The organism is Streptococcus sp. FDAARGOS_192, from assembly GCF_002073815.2.
In the GTDB taxonomy this organism is placed as follows: Bacteria; Bacillota; Bacilli; order Lactobacillales; family Streptococcaceae; genus Streptococcus; species Streptococcus salivarius_H.
Genome location: NZ_CP020431.2, coordinates 1,137,596 through 1,159,022 on the forward strand (window position 1 = coordinate 1,137,596; position 21,427 = coordinate 1,159,022).

At 43.3% G+C, this 21,427-nt stretch carries 12 protein-coding genes; all 12 read right to left on the reverse strand.

Features of this window, described 5'->3' with window-relative positions:
- Window position 1: 1 nt before the first annotated feature.
- Window positions 2-181: an accessory Sec system protein Asp4 gene (asp4, locus tag A6J31_RS06120; RefSeq protein WP_002883547.1), complete on the reverse strand. Its 180-nt coding sequence runs from the start codon at window positions 179-181 to the stop codon at window positions 2-4.
- Window positions 174-1,526: an accessory Sec system glycosylation chaperone GtfB gene (gene gtfB / locus A6J31_RS06125; RefSeq protein ID WP_080610709.1), complete on the reverse strand. Its 1,353-nt coding sequence runs from the start codon at window positions 1,524-1,526 to the stop codon at window positions 174-176. Before gtfB ends, asp4 begins: the two co-directional genes overlap by 8 nt.
- Complete coding sequence (gtfA, locus tag A6J31_RS06130) at window positions 1,523-3,031, reverse strand: accessory Sec system glycosyltransferase GtfA (protein WP_080610710.1); 1,509 nt, start codon at window positions 3,029-3,031, stop codon at window positions 1,523-1,525. The genes gtfB and gtfA overlap by 4 nt, the downstream gene beginning before the upstream one ends.
- A 12-nt stretch (window positions 3,032-3,043) precedes the next feature.
- Complete coding sequence (secA2, locus tag A6J31_RS06135) at window positions 3,044-5,419, reverse strand: accessory Sec system translocase SecA2 (protein ID WP_080610711.1); 2,376 nt, start codon at window positions 5,417-5,419, stop codon at window positions 3,044-3,046.
- Window positions 5,412-5,858 (reverse strand): accessory Sec system protein Asp3, encoded by a 447-nt coding sequence (gene asp3, locus A6J31_RS06140; RefSeq protein WP_048790133.1) that lies wholly within the window; start codon window positions 5,856-5,858, stop codon window positions 5,412-5,414. The genes secA2 and asp3 overlap by 8 nt, the downstream gene beginning before the upstream one ends.
- Window positions 5,859-5,860: 2 nt before the next feature.
- Entirely contained in the window at window positions 5,861-7,399 is a 1,539-nt protein-coding gene (gene asp2 / locus A6J31_RS06145) for an accessory Sec system protein Asp2 (protein ID WP_014634784.1), read from the reverse strand.
- The gene (asp1, locus tag A6J31_RS06150; protein WP_080610712.1) at window positions 7,386-8,957 is read right to left on the reverse strand and encodes an accessory Sec system protein Asp1; all 1,572 of its coding nucleotides are present in this window, start codon (window positions 8,955-8,957) and stop codon (window positions 7,386-7,388) included. The genes asp2 and asp1 overlap by 14 nt, the downstream gene beginning before the upstream one ends.
- A 100-nt stretch (window positions 8,958-9,057) precedes the next feature.
- Window positions 9,058-10,284 (reverse strand): accessory Sec system protein translocase subunit SecY2, encoded by a 1,227-nt coding sequence (secY2, locus tag A6J31_RS06155; protein WP_002883550.1) that lies wholly within the window; start codon window positions 10,282-10,284, stop codon window positions 9,058-9,060.
- 94 nt (window positions 10,285-10,378) lie between these two features.
- A complete protein-coding gene (locus A6J31_RS06160; RefSeq protein WP_080610713.1) occupies window positions 10,379-12,472 on the reverse strand; it encodes a glycosyltransferase in 2,094 nt (697 codons plus the stop codon).
- Window positions 12,473-12,858: 386 nt separating this feature from the next.
- The gene (locus A6J31_RS06165) at window positions 12,859-16,038 is read right to left on the reverse strand and encodes an AAA family ATPase (protein ID WP_080610714.1); all 3,180 of its coding nucleotides are present in this window, start codon (window positions 16,036-16,038) and stop codon (window positions 12,859-12,861) included.
- On the reverse strand, window positions 16,035-17,243 hold the full coding sequence (locus A6J31_RS06170; protein ID WP_080610715.1) for an exonuclease SbcCD subunit D: 1,209 nt from the start codon (window positions 17,241-17,243) through the stop codon (window positions 16,035-16,037). The genes A6J31_RS06165 and A6J31_RS06170 overlap by 4 nt, the downstream gene beginning before the upstream one ends.
- A gap of 183 nt (window positions 17,244-17,426) precedes the next feature.
- Window positions 17,427-21,068 (reverse strand): mucin-binding protein, encoded by a 3,642-nt coding sequence (locus A6J31_RS06175; RefSeq protein ID WP_080610716.1) that lies wholly within the window; start codon window positions 21,066-21,068, stop codon window positions 17,427-17,429.
- Window positions 21,069-21,427: the final 359 nt, after the last annotated feature.

Sequence of the window (21,427 nt, forward strand, 5' to 3'; positions counted from 1 at the left end):
ACTACCTCAACAAACCAATAAGGGTGAAGATCAAACCGATGATAATAACAAGTCCGAGCATGATTGAAAAGCTCTTGTTAATCTTCTCTCCTCTGGTTTCTTTTTCTTTTGTGATAGGCTTTTGCTTGAGTTCTTCCATACGGCCTTCAACGTCACCGTAGAATAAATCTTTTTTAGACATGATTTCCTCCTAAAAGTGATTGTAAGCGGTCGGCCAACTCAGAGGCAGTCAGGGTGTTGGCTTGAGCTTTTTGAGCTTGCATGGCTTCTTGCATGGCTTGATCATTGCCTAGAACCTGCTTAATCTTGGCAACCATAGCTGGGTAGTTCTGACTGGCATAGATATGCTCTGGTGCTGTATAGACAGGTCCATGAGCTGTTTCTGAAAAGGCCAGAATCAACAATTGGTGTTCAAAGGCAGTTCGTGTCGCCTTATACAATTCATTATGATGGTTAATGTCCAAGTAGAGGTCAGACTCTTGATAGAGCTTGTCCAACTGCTTGTGACTAGCGTTTGGATGGAGCACAACGTTTGAATAACGCATCATTGAAAGCAATCTTGGTGACATCTCAGTGACTGCTGCAATCTGGAAGGTCACATCAGGGAGTGACTCAACCAAGACTTCCAAACGCTCAATTTGGTCTGAATTGGTTGCGATAAAGGCATTACGAGGTTTACCATGATTTTCCTTGAAGTCATAGGCATAGCCAAGAGACAATATCTTGTGATGTTTGTCCTCTGGTGCCAAGTTCAAAGCTTTTTCATAAGTCGCCTTATCAGGAATGATGATGGCATTGGCTCTGGCTGAATTATCTTCCAAGATACCATTCATATTACCTGGAAGGACATCACCCAGTGGCTCTTGCCAAACAAGGACATCAGTGGCACCTTTATTTTCCATAGTCCATGAGACGATGAAAGGTGTCGCCAAGCTATTGAAGATAATGTGGTCGATACCACCAAAGACCTGAGCTAGAAAGGCTTTGATAAATTCGGTACGGTTGGCAAAACGACGAAGGGCTTGTCCTGGTAAGGTCAAGAGAATATCACCGGTGAGATGATTTTCCAAGATACGTTCGTCGCCTTCTTTGGTTTGGTAGCTGGTAAAGAGTGCCTGACCATTCTCATCATGAGTGGTCTTGGCAAAGCAGAAACCGTACTTGTTGTAGTGGTCCACTTGGCGAATCTTACCTGACTTGTCCAACCATTCGACACTTTTGACAATACGTGCCTTGCTACCTTCAGGGTAGGTGATGCGGGCACGTTCTTCGGTGAGGTTAGACACACGCGCCATCTGATTGTTCCCTGAAATTTCCCAAAAGGCTGGCACAGGGACTTGGTTGAAAAAGCGTGGTTTGCCTGTTTCCTCTGCTACTTCCACATAGTAGGTGAAAGGAGAGAGAGCTCCTTGAGGGAGAAAGCCATCTGGATTGATGACAACTGTTGTGGCATCGTAGCCTGCTGCATGAAGAGAGTAAGCCAAATCCTTACTGGCTTGATTGTAGTAATCACATAAGAATATCATGAGCGTACCTCCTCAAGTAACTGTTTCCAAGCTGCCTTGACTTGACTAGTCAAGAAGCCCTTGGCAAGGTCATAAGATTTTTGACGCATAGCCTCGATATTGCCTTCTTCGTAGAGACGAACAATGGCATCCTTATAGGACTTGGTGATAACATCCACAACATGATTTTCAGCGACAGGGAGGAGATAACCGTTGACCCCATCCTGAATGAAGGTTTGATTCCCATAAGGAACGTCAAACCCAATCATCGGAAGACCTGAGCCAACCGCCTCCATAAGAGTAAGTCCAAAACCTTCGCTGGTTGAAGCTGTCAGATAGACCTCGTACTGGCTATAAATGTCAGTTAAATCAGCGTGGCCCATGAGTCGGATATAGTCGCCAGCTTGTGCTTCGACAATAATCTCACGCAACTTGGCATCCATACTACCACTACCGTAGATATCAAAAGTGATATCTGGCAGGGTCTTATGAACCTCGATCACCGCACGAACTAACCAGTCAATGTGTTTTTCCTGAGCCAAACGTGAGGCCGTAATCATTGAGAATGGTTTACGTGGCTTGTCTTGTCCAACCAATTCAGGCAGACTTCCCACCGGTATGGTGTAAATCTTTGGATCATGGTTGGTGTAGCGACGGAATTGTTCCTGTAAGATTTCCTTCTGACGATCAGTCGCCACGATAAAGAAATCAACCTTGTCCGCATTGGTAAATTGGTACTCGTAATAGTTATTCCAGAGAATGTAGTTGTCATCAGTTTGATTGACACTAAAATGCTCCGCATGAACAACGACACCTAGGCGAGCAGCCTGTGCTTCTTCAAAGACCAACTGACCAATACCTGTTTCACGGTCCAAAATGACCACATCATCCTTGGTTAGGGCCAGACGTTTGAAGAAATAGCGAAGAAATTCTTGCTTACCATAGAGAACCTGATCAGGGAAACGATAGATATCCTGATTATTGTCTCCTACAATCATGTCATAGGCTGTAGACCCATCTTCGTTATAAAAACGACGTTGGTAAACCTTGGCTTGATTGTCCTTAGGCGCAGAATACTCACTGCAATAACGAGTGTAAGAGTAAAAGTCCTTGCGCAAGAGTTTGTCATTGACAAAGTAGCTCACGGTTTCCACGGCATCTTTGTCCATCGCACGAAGGTTACATGCCACCACCATATCATCTTGTGGATAATGGTAACGAATGAGGCGGCCAGCTACTTCCTTGCGCTCAGGATTGGCAGGTAAGACGGCCTCGATTTCCGCTAGGCTAATGGTTGATGGCGCAATTTTAACATCTGTGAAATAGCTATGGAGCCAGATGATTTCGTCATCTTCAAAACCAATCTTACTAGTCATATGCTCGATATTATCTCCAAGGATGAGGTCCATAAAGACAAATTTTGCTTCTTGTCCCATTTCCCTGAAAATCTTGGCACGATAGGCCTGGGCATATTCGACACCACTGCTGGCCCAACCGATACCTAAATTAATGTTATATACTGTCATAATTTCCTTATTTTATGGGAAATGGCTGATGATATCTCCTTTTTTAGTGACTTGCACCTGACTAAGGAGAAGATTACGAACCATATCCTTTCTGATTTGACGTTTCATGGCTTCAAAGCCCTTGTAAGCCTCTTGGTAATATTCGACAATCGGGTTCTTTTGACTGAGTTGTTGGCTACCAATAGCCATTTGAAGTTGTTGCAGATAGTCTACCTGCTCCACCCAGTTGTCATCCACAGCCTTAAGCATAGATAGGCGTTGAAAATACTCGTTTAGTTCCTTGGTTTTCAACTCTTGCTTTTTAGCATCAAGTTCACGATAGGCAAACTGGTAGATGAGTTCCAAGACTTCCTCACGATTGTTGAGGTCCAAATCCTTAGGGATTTCATTGATGCGGAAGCTGATATTACGCAAGATAAAGTGGTAAAGATTTTCCGCTTTTGAGAAATCTTCCTCAGCCATAGCCTGGTCGATAAAGTCATCAAGAACCTCGTCGATAACAGTATCTAAACCTTGATTGTGATAGATGAGGCGGTCACGTTGTGCGTAGATCATCTCACGCTGGATGTTCATACTTTCTGCGAACTCAAGGGTCTGACGACGTGAGGTACGACCAGAACTTTCACTGGCTTCTTGGGCTTTTTCAACCAATTTACGATACTTACGGCCTGTCAATTCTTTAGGCTCGATGTGATCACTAATGGCGTATTCTTTGTAAGTACGATGGACCCAAGATGGACCGTATTTTTTAATCACGTCATCTTCAAGGGAGACAAAGAATTTAGACATACCAGGGTCACCCTGACGTCCAGAACGGCCACGGATTTGCAGGTCAATACGCTGACTTTCCATACGTTCGGTACCGATAACGACCAAACCACCGAGTTCAGCCACACCCTTACCGAGCTTGATATCTGTTCCACGTCCGGCCATCGAAGTCGCAACCGTCACGGCACCCATTTGTCCAGACTCAGCAATCATCTCAGCCTCACGGGGTGCATTATTGGCATTTAGGAGGTTATGAGCAATCCCTTCACGCAAAAGCAAAGAAGAATAAAGCTCTGACATTTCCACCGAACCAACGAAAATCAAGATTGGATTGCCTTTTTCATGATAATGTTTAACATACTCTAAAGAGGCAAAGACCTTCTCTGGTAGGGTCGCATAAATCTTATCTGGGTAGTCGATACGTTGTTTCTTACGGTTGGTTGGGATTTGAATAACCTTCATACCGTAGGTATCGAGAAATTCTTTTTCCGCAACCTTACCCGTACCAGTCATCCCTGAAATTTTCTTGAATTTTTTAAAGAGACTTTGGTAGGTGATCGAAGCCATGGCTCTGGTTTCTTGTGACAAGGCCACTAATTCCTTGGCTTCGATGGCTTGGTGGAGTCCACCTTGGAGCTTGGTCAATTCCAAGAGACGACCTGTCGATTTATCAAGAAGTACCACTTCAGGCCCCTTCTTGCCATCACGAATGATGTAGTCCTTGTCCTTTTTATAGAGCAAGTGGGCACGAAGTGAAAAGAGCAGGTGACGGGCAAAGGTGCTGTTTTCCTCATCGTAGAGGTTGCCGATACCAAGGTAATTTTCAGCAGCCTTAGCCCCTTTAGTAGTCAACCAGACTTCACCTTTTTCTTCTTTGAAAATATAGTCTTCACCCTCGACCAAGGTGGTCATAAGCGTATCCATCATCCCATAGTAATTAGACTGAACACGGGGCGCACCAGAGATAATCAAAGGCGTCTGGGCACTATCAAGGAGGACAGAATCCACCTCATCGACGATAGCATAGTTGAAGGGACGCATGTATTTCCCGTCTTGGTTAGAAGCAAGGTTATCAATCAAATAGTCAAAGCCTAAGCTAGAATTGGTCGTGTAAACGATGTCTGATTGATAAATGGCACGCTTTTCTGCTGGTTCCATCTCATTGCTGCCTTCCACACAGGGAACACCAATCGACAACCCTAGGAACTCATAGACCTGACCCATTTCTTCGGCGTCACGGATAGCCAAGTATTCATTTGTCGTAACAAGGATAGCCCCTTCACCTGACAAGGCATTAAGGTAGACTGGCATGGTAGCCGTCAAAGTCTTACCCTCACCGGTATTCATCTCAGCGATATGGCCTTGGTGCATGACAATGCCTCCCATGACCTGAACATCATAAGGGAACATGCCTAGCACACGCTTATCCGCTTCACGAACAACCGCAAAGGCTTCAGGCAGGAGGTCGTCCAAGCTTTCTCCTTGAGCCAAACGCTCCTTAAATTCCTGCGTTTTATTTTTCAACTCAAGGTTGCTCAAACCAGCCATTTCATCGGCTAGGCCGTTAATTTCCTTGAGTATCTCCTTAACAGGGAGAATAGGATTCAGTTGTTTAAACATGTTCTTCTCCTGTTTCTTCCAGTTTTAAGTTGTAGAAATCCAGCTCTTTGACCCCAGCACTCAAGAGGGAAATACGGTAGGTATAGGCCTCGTGAGGGTATACGAAGGTCATGTGGGTACTTTTTTCAATGAGCTGTTTGATTTCATTGTCATAACGGTCCAAAAAGCTGACTTTCAAAAAGACTGAGCCTGTTGGGACAGCTTCGAGATTGGCCGTCAAATCATAACTGTGCCCCTTTTTCAAAAGTGGGAGGGCAGGCTGAGTACGACCAGCTTGGTAGTTTTGGATGGCCACCCAAGACTGGATTTCCGTTCCTGATGGCACCAAAGGATTGTAAAATTGCACAGAACCATCTTGGCGTTTAACAATTTTTGAGCCATACATGTAGGCTTTGTGGTTTAAGCCCCACAAGATTTCTGATTTCTTGTTTCTGAACATTCTTACTCCTTCCTTCCAAAATCATTTTCTAAAATCATACGGTAAAAATTAACAAACCAAGTTGTCGCCGTATAAGAATCATCGTTGTGTCGACCTGACGTTCCCTTGCTGAGAATCTTAGCCCCCGAATAATAGAGAGACTTGGTAATGTCCTCGTAGGCCGTCGGATCCATATCCTCGTCTTTCATGTAGGAAAGACCAAAAGTTGTATTTGAGAAGTCTGCTTTTTCAAATTTATCCCAGAACTTCTGGTTAAGGGCCTCGACACCTTCATTGTCCAAGCGACCTGTCTGCAAATGCAAGACATCAATCCCTGTTGGAAAGACCTCTGGTGCCAAAAGTCTGGCACGATTACCAATAGTACCAACATTGGCTAGAGGCTTAGACATGATGATGGCATGAGGCTCAAAGTCCGCACCGTAGTACATTGATGGGAAGGTTCCCATGGACATTCCTGAGAGAATGAGCTGACTATTGTCAAAACCTAGGTAGTCCAAGTAATGTTGGATGGTGTCTTTGATGCTATTTTCAAGTTCTTCAGTTCCCATGTAGAAGGCTCCCCCTTGGAGACGAGGGTCTGAAAAGAGCAAGAATGGCGTTCCCATCCCCTTCATCATTCCGAAACCTTCGAAACCTTCGGCAGGACGGAAACCTGAGAAGTAAACTGACAAAGGTGGCTTGAAGTCCCCAGGATAAAAGAAATAGTTGATTTCCTGACGCTTGCTATCGTGGAGAATGCCACCACCAAGTACAAATTTCCCGAATTGGAAACGGGTCAAACGTTGGTGGAGCCCACCGATTGTAATCTGGCCTTGGCCTTTCATCTCAAGACTAGCAGACAGGAGGAAGGTCGTGTCTTCATCGAGGACAATGGCTCCCTTACGCATTTCTTCTTCTGAAACGATATAGGTCTTGAAAATACCTGCGACCGAACCTTCTGGCAAAAGATTGAGAATCAAGCGACACTCGCAAGTCTCCTCTTTTTCGAATTCCAACCAAAGCTCGATAGGATTTTCCTTGCTGGCTCTGACATTATAGGTCCAGTCCAAGACAGGACTGAAATCTTGACCATAATCACCTTTTAAAATGACATTTTCATAACCATGGTAGGTCACTTGGCCAGTAAAATTTGGGTTAACCTGGGTCGTGAAAGGAAACATCTTATCCCCGTACTGCCCTGAAAAGAGCGCTTTTGAAAGGGTAAAGAGCAACTGTCCTTGATTTGAAAAATCAGTCGGCACAGCACACATTTCCTTGATGAACTGAGCAAGTATCTCATCTGTCACTTCAATCGTTTGATCAAAGAAAATAGTGTGAGGAATCAAATGCTCTTTAATAGCCATCAATTCCTCAAGACCTGCAAGACTGTCCACAATGACAGCTGTGAAAGTCTTGATTTCGTCTTCTTCGATGGTTTCTTGCAAGGTCTCAAGCTGACCAAGATTGCAATAATACCATTTCATATTTTCAGGAATTTCCTGAATTTCTGACCAGTTGGATGGTCCAACTTGTAGTATTTTCAGGCGATTATCCTTGGTCATTCTGCTCCTCCTTCAACCAATTTTCCCATTTTTGTACCAAACGGTCTCCTGTGTTTTCCTTAATTTTCTCAATTGAGTAGATAAGGGAACGGTTCCAGTTGTTCAACTGTCCCAAATAGTAGTAAGCCCCTTTTTCAAAATCGGACAAGTGCTTCAAGATATAACCATTTTCTTGGTGGGTCACATACTCAGACGCCACACGGTTAATTTGTGGAATACCAGCACTAATCCCTGCAATTTGTGTATAACGATTAGGCTCCTTGCTCAAGTCGACAATGAGTCGTGTAAACTGAAGGGCCTTGATAAGGGCAGTCTCGTCACGCAGGTCTTGGAAAGAAAATCGGCTTACGATTTCATTATTTTCTTCCAATTTATTTTCTGCACCACTACTTTCGACAACCTCTTCAAAGGCTTCTGGACTCAATCGTTCTTCAATCATTTTTTCCACTTGATTTTGCAGGCTACCAAGTTGCTCTGGATTGGCATTAAAAGCCCCAAACTCAACCTGTGTCTTTGGATACTTAGCCACAAAAGCCAGTACCTGATAAATAGCCTCTAAATCCAATTGGTCAAAGTCAACCTGATAGAAGATCTTAGACTCTTTGACACGTTGACTGGTTCCCAAAGCCAAACGAGTATCGAAGGAAGCCATGTGTTTGAGTTTCTTAGCCTCTTCTGGATAGGCAACCTGAAGTTGCTCCAAGTAATCGTAACGATCAGCAATCAACAAGTCCACTTGTGGCAGAAAGGCTGCATAGCTGTCAATACTATCGTCCTGATTACGTTCTGCGAACCAAGTCAAAATCTTAGTGTTGGCTGCTGGCAAGTGGTCAAAGAGGTGTTTGTTATGGCGCAAATCTGAGGCGATAACAAAGCGGTCCTCTGCTTCTACCTTTTCTTCCAAGAATTTAGTCAAAAATTCCCAGATAACTTCTGAAAGGTCACCGTAGTAACTCTTATTAAAACGACCTTCCGTACGAGGATTGGCTACAATCCCACGACCATCAAAGAAATGACAAAGCTGCCAAACTCCCTTGGCATTGAGGTAGTTTCGATAGCTTGGTTGTCCATCTTCATAATAAAGGCTACTTGAAATAAAGCCGCGGTCATCATAGATGTCTTCACGAATGATTTGCTCATCCTTATAGTAGCGAATCATACCAATAAAGCCTTCTGAACCGAACTCAATCTCGGCATAACGCTTGTGTTGGCATTGCACCACGATAGCAAATGGTGTGTGAACAAAGGTAGACCCTTCTGGCCATTCCAGGTCTGTCACCTGAAGGTTTTTCATATCTTCATTAGTGATACCCTGAATTAAGTCAAAAATAGCCGTATAGCCAACTTCCAAGACATCATGACGATGCAGGAAATAACGCAAATGCGGTTGGTAGGCCAAAAGCAAAAGCTGAGGAGCTAAATCCTCATCCTGAAAAATACGAACTTGGTGCAAGCTGTCATCAAATTCGATTTTTTGGCGGATACGGTACCAAGGATCAATGGCCGTCTTCCAAAATTCGTCCGTCTGTCCATACCAAGCTGGAATAAAATAATACATGAGTTCTCCTTCATTGTCTTTTCATCACAATACTTGAGATTGAGGGGCAGACCGATCACGCATCACCAGCCTGCCTCTCAACCCCACGAGGGGTGAGATATTATACATTTTCAAAAAGTGGGGTGTAGGAAGTGTTAAGCTTCAAGGCTTTCATTTCCTCGTTAACGTTGTAAATCATACCGCTAAAAATCAAGAACGTCCCAGGAATCATACTCAATTGCAGGTAATCTGGATTGACCAAGATAATCAGCATCGGAGCACCTGCCATAAAGAGCATGTAAAGGGCACCGATGAAACCAAGTCTAAGCACCAAATGGTTGATATAAGCACTGGTTTCTTGTCCTGGATAAACGCCGTAGATGTACTCACCTGACTTGCGCATACGCTCAGAGATTTGCTCACCAGAGACATTAACAAAGGCAAAGGCTAATCCTAGAACGAAGAGCATAACCAGATAAACAACCAACCAAAGAGGTTGACCGACCGTCAATGCCTTGATAGCACCACTGGTCCACTTGTTTTCAGGATGGATAAATTGAATCAGCATAAAGACGTACTGCGGAATGCTGACCAGGGACATGGCATACATGAAGGGCATCCCCCCGGCTGGATTCAACATAATATCCAAGTAAGAATACTGTTTGAAGCGGTTATGAATATTGATTTTATTGATTGAGATACGGTATCTAGCCCTCTGCACAACCCCTGAAACATAGAGGAAAATCAAACTGAACAGAATCAGAGGAAGCAAGACATTCCAACCAATACCTAATTTTTCAATACTATCCATGATTTGATAAGGCAGATTGGCCATCATACTTGCCATCAAGATGACAATGGAGCCCCCAATCCCAAAGAGGGAGTTGAGGTCTGATAACCAAACCAAGAAAAAGGTACCGGCAATCAATAAAATGGTATTCATGAAAATAGCGAGACTAGCATTAACCCCTGAAACGATAGGTAAATTCAAGGATACTGCCAAAGATTGAACAATGGCAATCCCCAGGGCCAAATACATGCGTCTACGGTCCTGAATCTCAATGGGAAGATTTTTCAAGCCCATTTTCTTAGAGAAAGAAAACATCTGCCAGAGAATCATGGCCGACATCCAGGGCGACAAGCCCACTGAAAAAAGAGACATGGACCTGAGGTTTCCACCCATCATGGCACTAGAGAAAGCCAAGGAACCGATGGCTCCCCCAAAGATATTTGCATTTTTCAAATCTACAAACGGTAGAACCAATTGATTTCCCAAACAATAAATAAAGAGGAAAAAGAGGGTCCATAAGACACGTTTGGTGATTATCGATTGACTAATTTTTTTCACTATTACTCCTATTTCCTGCCCCTAGACAGGCTGATGTTATTTCGATTGAAACGAGACAGAGACGCAATTTCAGCCTACTTATCCAGCCAAAGGATTACAGGCTCTTTTTACGCATTTGGCGAATGGTCTCAGCCATCTCTTTCCAACGATCTCTTGAGTAGGTTTGTTGGTTATGCTTGGTTGACTTGAGGTCCTCAAACCCTAAAATCGGTTTATTTTCAAACCTAAAAGCATCAAGAATCTCCACTACCTTTCTTCCTGGATTGATATCCAAAAGCAAGTCGCTTGTTCGTACCAATTCCAAATCTAGCCCATTTAAACCTGCAATGGCTGAGTAAACCGTCACATTTGGATAGGTAATCAATTGGGCCAGTTTATCTGTCACATGCTGACGAGAGGCAATTTTAAACTGTACCTTAGGAAGAGCCGAGATAAGATCCGTCAAATGCGGTATTTCCGAAATGTTGGTGTAGACCAAACAAGTGAATGGACGACCCTTAGGATAAATCATGTCCTCTGAAAGTGGTGATAAGGCAGCATTTTCAGCGACCCCTGACCAATCCATTTGAGCATAGAACCACCAGACCTCACGATAGGCTTGGCAGGCTAAAGGCAACCAAGGCTTACGGTGTGAGGCATAATGCAGAACCTTAGGATAGTCTTGACCATTTGGCAAATGGAAACCGGCTAGACTAGACTTGGTGACCGCATAATTGTTATCAAAAGACAAAGGCAACCAGTTGTTACGGAAGACCATATTTAGAATGGACTGCTCCGCAAATGGAACCTTATCATGCCATTCGCTGGTCATGTCAATCAAGTGGCGTCTCATATTGTACTGTTTCCAATAAGCTGTATCAATCACCATGAAACCTGCATCAAACATTGCCTGACGGTCTTGAACCTGAATGGCATAATCACGCACAGCAGCCAAAGGGCGACCTTTTAAATCAAGGGTAAAGAGATCTTCTAGAGAACCTGTAACCACCATGTCACTATCCAAATAGAGAGCTCGTTCCTCAGACACAAAGTCCGCCACAAAATAGCGAAGATAGCTAGCATAGTTGCTATTAGTCTTGTATTGCTTGATCTGACTACTATCCACACGACAGTTAATCACTTCACTACCAAAAGCAGCCAGATGACGGTTAAGTCCTCTAAACCACTCTTGAGAAAAATCATCGTTAATCAAGTAAAAACGAATATTGCGATGATGGAAAACGATAGATTTGATGGTCGTAAGCACTTGGTCAACATAAGCATAGTTAGCTGCTAGAACAATGGCACGTTTCTTAGTCTCATAACGTTGAGGGGCCAAACTCAAGACCTGGAATTTTTCCTGAATGGAGCGGTAGGCATCAGAATCTGTGAGACCTTGCTCCTCTACATTTTTCAAACAAGCCTCTAGCATCTGACGGTAGGTAACCATGTATTTTTCCAGAGGGAAACCATGGCTAGCAACAATAGCCAAGCGCTCCTCCATGGCATAAACTAAGGTCATCATCCAGTCTTGCATCCAAGTCGCTGATGGCATCTCTGGACTCTCACGGTAAACATAAAGTCCCTTATTAAGGTAAACCGTACGCTCACTCATGAGATAAGCTTTAAGGTTGAAAAAGCCATCCTCCCCTGCATGCTCTTTTGGGAAAAGCAAGTCATTAAACAAGGAACGTTTGTAGAGTTTACCTGTCGCAGAAATCAAGGCGATGTTAATGTTATTGGTTTCTTCAAAGAGCCCATCAATAATCTGGGCGGGTGAATACACCTGCTCGTAATAATCTTCATCCTTGATATAAAAATAAAAGCGATCTTCCGATTCCTTATAAACACTGTAATTGGCTACTGCCATATCTGCCTTGTGAGCCTGAAGCGCCTGATAGAGCTCCTCCAGATAAGTTGGCTCTACCCAATCCTCAGCATCCACATAAGTGACGTAAGCTCCCTTAGCCTGACGAATACCAATATGGCGAGCATCTGAAAGCCCTCCATTATCCTTTTTGAAATAGAGAATGCGAGAATCCCTAGCAGCATAGCTACGGCAAATGGCATCACTGTCATCTATTGAGCCATAATTGATAAGGATGATTTCAAGATTTTGATAGGTCTGCCCCAGGACACTGTCTAGACAGGTCTGGAGTTGATTTTCCACATTGTAAACGGGAATAATTACGGAAATTTTTTCTGTCATTTTTTATTTCTTATTTTTTTCTAGCTAGTACAATTTTTTCTTTTCCTGTCTCAAACCGACATAAGCTTTCCAGAAACACTCTAAGAGTTTAATAACAACTTTTAGGTCGCAAGAGATAGGGACCTAAAACATACTCTATACACTTTTTTCCTTGCTTTTATCGAGACTTAACCATATTAAATTATACCATAGTATCACTTAATTTTCTAATAGATTAGCTTTTTTATGAGAGGTTTTTTTCAAACTAATTTCCTTTTATTTTCAGAAAAAACTGACAGTTAAAAAGCTTCAAAAAAGAGAATAGAAAAAGAGATAGCCCTGATGAGGAACTATCTCTTAGAATGCTTAAAGGTTTTGAGTGAGGTCTCTTAAACTCTCGATTTCTCCTACCCCTTATCCACAATTTTAATGCGGCTGCTACCATCGTGTGACTTGATGATGGCCAGTTGTTGAGCGATGCCTTCTTTCATGTCGTCCACGTGGCTGATGACTCCGACCATGCGGTTTTCTCCGATTTGTTCTAGGACAGAGATAGCCTTGGTGAGGGCTTCCTTATCTAGCGAACCGAAACCTTCGTCGATGAAAAGTGCCTCAACGACAGCACCCTTGCTGGTATTTTGGACAACTTCTGAGAGGGATAGGGCAATGGCCAGTGCGGCGATAAAGGTTTCACCACCAGACAAGGATTTAACGGAGCGTTCACTACCTGTCAACTGGTCATAGACGTTGATATCCAAACCAAAGTGATCACGCGCCCTACGTCCTTCCTCGCTCAAGACAAAGGAATAGCGGTTATCCGTTAATAGTCCGATGTAGTTGGCATTCGCATAATCCAAGATTTGTTGGAAATACTGACGGATAACATAGACCTCAAGATTGAGACGACCAGTCAGAGCAGTATTTTCTCCCTTGACTACCTTAACCAAATCACTGAGTTCTTGGTGAGCTTTAAAAGCCTCTTGATTACTGTCTTGAAGGGTTTTGGCGGCTTGGTAGGTAGCCGTCGCATCCTTAAGTCCCTTCTCCATGACAGACACCTGAGCCAGTTGCTTATCATAGCTTTCCTGACTGGTTTGAACCTCTTGTGTTAAAGCGGCCAAATCTGGTTTTTCATGATTTTGGAGAAGCTCTTTGTCCTTACTAATCTGGGTCTGCAATTCTTGTTTAAGGGTTTGGTAACTTGTCAATTGAGCCTGAAGCTTAGGAATAGCTTGCTTGTTCACTTCAAGCAGCCAAAGCTGGATTTGTTCTAGGTCATTGGTGAGCGCCCCTTCAGCCTTAAGACTTTGATTTAATTCAGCCAATAGACGCTTCGTTTCTTGGCTGGTCTTTTCTTTAGACTTGGTCAAGCTCTCAAGTTGCCCCTTGATGCCTTGAATGTCGGCATGAAGTTGGTTGTAGGCTTCACTATTTTCCTTAATCTGCTTATTGTAGAGGTCCAACTCCTGCTTCGCAAGGGAAATCCGTTCTTGATAAACCTCTACAGACTCCAGTTCCGGATGAGCTACCTGCAAATCTTTTAAGCGCTCCTTAGCTTGGTCGAGAGCTGCCTTGGCCTCTTGATAGCTCTTAGCCAAATCTGTCGCTTTTTCCTGAGCTCGTCCTAACTCATTTTGATAATGGACACGGTCTGCCTCTTCCTTCTCATAGCGTTTTTGGAGTTCTTGATAATGCTTCTCAACAGCACTCAACAAGGCTTGTCCACGGTCAGCTCCATAGTCCTCTGAAAAATCAAAATCAAACTGTCCCTTAACTTGCTCTTCGAGTTCTTGATAGTGTTTTTCAAGAGTTAACTTAACTTTAGCCACTTGCTCAAGCATATCTTGGCGCTTAGTCTCAACTTCACTCAAGGTAGCCTGGCGATTTGACAAGGTAGCGACTTGCTTTTCTTTTTGAGCTTGAAGTTCCTCCACCTGGTCCATGAGATCCTTCAAGGCCGCTTCATCAACCTGTGTCCCATCGACCTTAGGATGTTCCAAGGAACCACAGACCATACAGGGCTGTCCATCCTCTAATTCTGCCTGCAACTGGGCAATCATGAGCTGACGACGTGAAGCCAAAGTCGTTCTTAACTTCTCTTCCAATTCATTTAAGATTTCTTGAGCTTGGTCACTATCCAAAGATAAGGTTTGATGACGCTTTTCGGTCTTTGCCAACTCCTGATTCAAGCCCTCTATTTCTTTAAGATCCTGAGCCAGTTGCTTATCCACACTGTAGCCCACAGACTGGAGGAGTTTTTCAGCCTCATGCAAACTCTCTAAACCAAGACGATTGGCCTCCAAATCTGACAAGGACTTGTTAAGAGTCTCAATCTCTTTCGAAGCCTGCTGATAGTTTTCCTCCAACTGCTTGTAGTTAGCACTGGACCGTTTGATTTTTTCCTGCTCTTGAGCAAGACTCTGGGCATAGATAATAGCCTCTTTCCATGCTTCCATTTTCTCTTCTTTTTGAAGAAAATCCTCAGATTGGGTTGCAAACGCCTCTTTTTGAGCCTGGACTTCCTTAAAAGCCTGCTCCTGATCACTTAGTGCTTCCTGAGCAATCACAAGGTCCTGTTCTAATTGCAACAACTGCTTCTGATACTGCTTCAAGCTGCTGATGGTTTCCTGCAACCCTTGGGCAAACTGTAATTCCTCCAGATGCGATTTCGCTTCTGCCTGTTCCTGAGCCCCTTCCTCAATTTCTAGACGGTAACGCTCCTTGGCTTGCTCCAATTCTTGGAAAATCTTTGCCACATCTTGAGCACTTTGCAAGCTCTTTTGTAGCTTAGCCAAGTCCTCATGGGCATCCTTCAAGATACTTTTCTGCTCTTTAAGATTATCTTGACGTTGTGCCAAAAGGTCTTCAAGACGTGCCAATTTTTCAGAGGCCGGTGTTTGGGCTAAGACAGCTAATTCTTCCTCAGACCAAACCCGACTGGTAAAATGGCCATCTAGCTGAGCTTGACGCTTCTCCATATCTTTGTTGCTCTGGCGAAGACGCTCTTCCAAACTCTTTTGAAAACGGTCAAAGATACCCGTTCCAAAGATTTTCTTCAAAATTTGAGTCTTGGTCTTGGAATCTTCTTTCAAGAAACGACTGAAATCATTTTGCGGAAGGAGAATAATCTGTTTGAACTGCTCGGCATTGAGACCCAAAATCTGCTCAATCTGGTCACTCACTTCCTTGATTTTATCCCCAAGCTTTTCAATTTCCTGACCACCAATTTTATCCACAATAACCAGTGAAGCCGTTGCTTTTTGAATGGTCGTACCACCACCCCGCTTGGCTCTCTCCTGCTGGAGAACTCGCTCAATGCGATAAAGGTGGTTGCCTTGTTGGAAGTAAAAAGTCACCTTGGTCAAATCATCCTCTGGACCAGCAAAGGTCGACCGCATCTCCTCAACATTACGATCACCACTGGTCGTCGCAAATAAAGCCACTGTCATAGCGTCAAAGAGAGTACTCTTACCAGCCCCTGTGTCACCACCAATCAAAAAGAGGGGAGCATGGTCAAACTGGGTGAAATTGATGACTTCCTTACGATAAGGTCCAAAATTGGTCAATTCTAACTGGACTGGTCTCATTGTCGACTCCTCTCAATCTCCTCAAAAATGCTTTCCACAAGGGCTGTTTGTCTCTCAGATAAGACGTCGCCCCCAGTCACTGTCTGGTAAAAATCAGAGACAATTTCCTGTGGCGACTGCATTTCCAAATCTTTTAAGTGCTGATCGACGGTCAGGCTTTCTTCCCTGACATCACCCAAACGACTGAAAGTGATTTCTACAATATCTGTCCCATAAATCTCTTCCAGACGGGCACGCACATTGATGCCCTCTAATTCCTTACGGCTGGACAATTGAATATCAAAGGCAAACCAGGCCTTTTGACAAGGTTGCTCCTTATAAAATTCAGGTGACATCAAGGTTTCAAAAGGCGCCTGTAAAACCACAATCGGCCGTCTGACCTCTAGAGGATGGAAGGTCTGAGACAAATCACCAGACGCATCCAATTCAAGAATATAGACACCCTTTTCTTCCTTACGCTTGGCTTCCTTGACATTAAAGGCGATTGGACTGCCTGAATATTGCACGCGCTTGGTCGGACTGGCAAAACGCGTATGGATATGCCCTAAGGCCACATAATCGAAAGCCTTGAAAAGGTCACTGGTCACATTGGTAAGGCCACCTACCGTATTGCTAGTTTCAGACAACATCAATTCCCGTAGACTTTGACCATCGCTATCATCCTTCTTAGAAACCGCAAAATGCGTCACCAAAATATGGGCTTTTTCAGGATCAAATGCTTTTTCCATATCTTCAATAATGTAGCCCAAGGCATCACAAATCCCCTGAATTTCCTTATCCTCATCGTCCTTATAGTAAATACGAGCATCAATAGGATCGATAAAAGGCAGCAGGAAAATCTGGCAATCCTCCAACTCAATAGGCTCAAAAGCCTCCTCCAAACGTGTGCTTAAATGAAGGCCCTGAGGTTGAAAGAAGTCACGCCCAAAATGCAAACGTTCAGCTCCATCATGATTACCACTGATAGCATAGACAGGAATCTGTTTCTCCAGTACTAAGCGGGCCAAGGTCTTATTAAAAAGCTTAATCGCATCCACAGGGGGCACCGCACGGTCATAGAGGTCTCCCGCAATGATAACCCCATCCACTTTTTCGCTAATAGCCAAATCCACAATCTGTTGAAAGGCCCACGCCTGCTCCTCCAACAAAGACCAGCCATTGAGGGTTCGCCCCACATGCCAATCTGACGTATGTAAAAACTTCATGACAGTCTCCTCATTCGTTTTGTCTTACTCTATTGTACCTTATCAAGCTAAATACTGCTTAAAAGATTCACAAACCTTGGGAGATTCCGTGAATTTTATCCACAAACAAAAAATCTCTCCCGAGCAATCACACTCGAGAGAGATTTTATTTTTGGATTTTATGAGAGATAAGGTGTGGAAATCTTAGTCTTGGTTTTTACGACGATTCATAGCCGCAAGTCCTGACATGAGTCCCATGACAACAACACCCATTGCTGCAAGGTTATTATCTGACTCACCTGTTACTGGCAATTGTTCATCGCCTTCTTTAGCTTTATCAGAACCATCTGCCTTCTTACCATCTTTATTTCCAGATTTCTTCTTATCTGAACCTTTACCGTCTGAAGCGCCATCAGCTGCTGATCCAGATCCAGAACCCTTAGATCCTTTAGAACCGTTTGAAGTTGCTTTTACAGCTTTAGAAGTTGAGCTTCCAGATTGACCACCATTGCCATTTGAAGGTGTTGAGCCATCTTCGACCTTACGGTAGATGTAAGTTACGACTGTTTGACCTTCTGTCATCTTGTCTGTAGATTTACCTTCTTGACGGATCAATTCATATTTCACACCGTTACGGTAGATGTAACGATCACCATGAACATTAACTTCTGAACCAACAGAGTTAGTGATCACAAGTGGCATCTTGATTTGGTTACCATACTCGTCACGGTAGATAACAACGATAGTACCAACTTCTTTGTTAACTGCCGGTTTAGCAGGTTCTGCATTAACCACCTTGTAAACAACCTTTGTATCTTCACCAGGGTTGCTTGGTGTCACACCAGTCTTATCAGCCTTGTAACCTTTCACTTCAGGAACAAGAGTCATAGCAGCCTTAGTTGGATCGTTAGGATCATTTGTGTAAGTAACTGCTTCAACACCTGGAATTGGATTACCTTTTTCATCAACGGCAATAATCTTACCGAATTTAGTGTAAGTAACAGTCTCAACCTTGCTGTCCATAGTGACATCTTGAGAAGCCACACGACCTTTATCTGCGAAGTAACCGTTTACCATTGGTGTAATCACGATATCAAACTTAGTCTTATCTGCCTTCCATTCACCTGCAGTAAGAATATCACCTGTTACAGAGTCAAGCGTCAATGAACGTTTCCATTGTGCTTTCTGAACACTGTCTGCTGGCAATTTAGCATTGCTATCTTTGCTTGCATAGTGAACAGTGTATGTCACATCTTTAAGGTAAGCATCCTTAGCTGGCCATTTTGGACCGTTTGGTTGGTTAGGATAGATTGGTGTTCCTGGTTCGTGAGCATTGTCTGGATTAAAGTCAAGTGCTACACGTTTGAAGCTTACTGTCCAAGCTTGGTCAACTGTGCTGTCCAAGTCGAATGTTGCACCAGCTGGGTAACCATCTGTTACAAGGACATAGCCAAGGTCTTGATAATGTTTGATACGTTCAGCAGTTGAATAGTTAACCGCTTCGCCAGACTTACCAGCCACAGCAACAGTTTCAAGGGTTGAACCACTTGTTTCATCACGGTATACAACACTTGCTTTTTGGTCATTCTTAACGTAAACGACCTTAGTATCGCTAGACAAGTCACCTGGTGTTGCAGGGACTACCTTAGCAGTGTAACCTGGGATAGTTGGCAAGTTCTTGTCAACTGCAATCATCTTAGTTGGATCGTTAGGATCATTGATGTAGGCAGTATCAGACACACCTGCAATTGGGTTACCATTTTCATCAACAATGACGAATTTACCAAAGGCTTTGTAGGTTACTGTATCAGTTGCTTCTGGAGCATCTGGAGTAACTGTCTTACCACCTGCTACGGCTTTATCGGCAAAGTAGCCATTCACAACAGGAACCTTAACTGTACCGTAAGTATGGCTAGTTTCGTTCCAAGTCACCTTACCAGTCGCTTGGTTATCCTTACCTGCAAAGGTATAGTCAGATTTCACATCTGCAGCTGGTGTTTTATCGCCAGCACCTTGGAAAGTTACAGTTTGTTTGGTCGCCTTAGTCACATCGTTAACGATTGCTACGTAAACGACACGAGTGTCTTCACCTGGATTTGATGGTGATGCAGGGATAACTTTAACAGTGTAGCCAGGAATGCTTGGAAGCGTCTTGTCGATGGCAATCATCTTAGTCGCATCATTAGGATCGTTAGTGTAGGCAGTTGTTGATACACCTGGAATTGGATTTCCATTTTCATCCACAGCGATAAATTTACCAAAGGCTTTGTATGTCACTGTGTCTGTTGCATTTGGTGCATCTGGAGTAACTGTCTTACCACCTGCTACAGCTTTATCAGCATAGTAACCAGTAACAACTGGAGTCTTAACTGTTCCATAAGTGTGAGTCGTTTCAGTCCAAGTTGTTGTATTAGTTGTAGGATCTTCTTTACCATTGAAGCTAAAGTCATTTTGAGTGTTGGCAGCTGGTGTCTTCGTATCAGCACCAGTGTATGTCACTGTTTGACTTGTTGCTTTAGTAACATCTTTAGTGTCTTTTTCCACGATAATGTGGTAACGGTAACCTGGAGCTAGGTATTGACCACCACCATTGGCATCAATTGAAGCGTCCAATCCTTGCGAACCGTTGGCAAATTGAACAAGGTCAACGACACGGCTTTGGTTACGGTCCCAAGTACGTTCTGAACGGATAGTTGCAATACCGTTGTTATAGTCGTATTGACGTTCTGACTTCAAGACATCTACGTAAGCATTAGCTTTAGATTTGTCAGCAGATGCATACTTGATGCGGTATCCTGCTGGTACTGGTGGAAGTTCTGTTACACCAGCATCGTAGATTTTATTGTAAGTCTTACCGTTTGCTGTGATTGTTTCAGTTGAGTTATTGATACGGTAGGTTGAAGATCCAGGGATCTTGTTTCCTGCTTCATCAACATAGTCAATAATACCAAGGTTAGCGTAGTTAACGACAACCATGTAATTACCGTTTGTAATGTAGTCATAAGGTCTCATTACTCCACGGTTATCACGACCAACTTTGAGGTGGTTGATGTAATCAATATTAACAAAGTATTGTTGACGCTCTGGCAAAAAGGCAAGTTTGTAGCCAAGGTTTGTCAAGTCAGGGTTTGTTGAGCCTGCTCCAGCATTTGTCAAAACAGCAACCGCATCTGCTGTACGAAGGCTACGGTTTGATACCGCAAGTCCCATAGCGTTGATGAGATTTTCAGAGTTAAGACTTGCTTCAGCAGCATTCAATTCACTGCTTGTCACGGCCAACTCGCTAGTCGCTACTTTAAGGACGCTATTTACAGCGTTAGTTGTAGACTCTGCACTTGCAGTTTCTGCTGCAGTCGCAACTGAAGCAGCCGCACTTGTTTGTGCTGATACTTGACCAGCAACAGGAGTTTCTGCTACAGCTGTTGAGCTAAGAGCTTGGGCACTTGTAGCTACAGATGAAGCAGTCGCTGTTGCAGACTCAGAGCTCGCTTGTGATGCAGCCTGAGAAGCTACTTCTGAACTAGCTGCTGTTTGACTAGTTGTTGAAGCTGCTTGGCTGTCTTGAGCTGCTGATTGTGGTTGTTCACTAGCCAAGGCCACAGTAGAGACTGAACTTGGTGCGTTTTCTGTTGTTGCTGGAGCTACTGATGTTGTTGGCGTTGATTGCTCCACGACGACATCTGGCTCAGCAGTTGTTTCCATACCTGCGGTAGTTGGTGCTACCGTTTCATCAGCTTGGGCACCCTGTGCATTTGAGAAGATTGAAACTCCCAAAAGTACAGAGGCTACACCAAAGCTGTATTTTCTTAATGAAAAACGTTGGCGTTTATTAAACATATCTCTCATAATAATAAATTTCCTCAATATCCAAATTACTTTATATACAGTTTCCATTTTATACTATAATTATTAAATTGTCAAATATATACTAATAATTGTGTAAAAGTTTAACTTTTATTAGAAAATATTAATTTAAAACTTTTATCTAAGTCCTTTGAAACTTCAAAACGTTCGTGCTTTTATTTAGCACAATTCCCTATTTTGTCAGTTTTATAATTTTTAAAATACTTTTATATCAAAGTGCCTTTTATTAAAAACCTTCGTCACTCTAACGCTATTTTTTAGTTTTGGTGATATTTATTAAAATACAAAATTTTCTCCCTTCAAAAAGAAAATGTTTTAACAGCTTACCCCACATCTCTCTC

What these genes read in the sequence shown, in the direction of transcription:
- asp4 (WP_002883547.1), bottom strand. Translation starts at nt 181, where the DNA reads ATGTCTAAAAAAGATTTATTCTACGGTGACGTTGAAGGCCGTATGGAA.
- gtfB (WP_080610709.1), bottom strand. Translation starts at nt 1,526, where the DNA reads ATGATATTCTTATGTGATTACTACAATCAAGCCAGTAAGGATTTGGCT.
- gtfA (WP_080610710.1), bottom strand. Translation starts at nt 3,031, where the DNA reads ATGACAGTATATAACATTAATTTAGGTATCGGTTGGGCCAGCAGTGGT.
- secA2 (WP_080610711.1), bottom strand. Translation starts at nt 5,419, where the DNA reads ATGTTTAAACAACTGAATCCTATTCTCCCTGTTAAGGAGATACTCAAG.
- asp3 (WP_048790133.1), bottom strand. Translation starts at nt 5,858, where the DNA reads ATGTTCAGAAACAAGAAATCAGAAATCTTGTGGGGCTTAAACCACAAA.
- asp2 (WP_014634784.1), bottom strand. Translation starts at nt 7,399, where the DNA reads ATGACCAAGGATAATCGCCTGAAAATACTACAAGTTGGACCATCCAAC.
- asp1 (WP_080610712.1), bottom strand. Translation starts at nt 8,957, where the DNA reads ATGTATTATTTTATTCCAGCTTGGTATGGACAGACGGACGAATTTTGG.
- A6J31_RS06160 (WP_080610713.1), bottom strand. Translation starts at nt 12,472, where the DNA reads ATGACAGAAAAAATTTCCGTAATTATTCCCGTTTACAATGTGGAAAAT.
- A6J31_RS06165 (WP_080610714.1), bottom strand. Translation starts at nt 16,038, where the DNA reads ATGAGACCAGTCCAGTTAGAATTGACCAATTTTGGACCTTATCGTAAG.
- A6J31_RS06170 (WP_080610715.1), bottom strand. Translation starts at nt 17,243, where the DNA reads ATGAAGTTTTTACATACGTCAGATTGGCATGTGGGGCGAACCCTCAAT.
- A6J31_RS06175 (WP_080610716.1), bottom strand. Translation starts at nt 21,068, where the DNA reads ATGAGAGATATGTTTAATAAACGCCAACGTTTTTCATTAAGAAAATAC.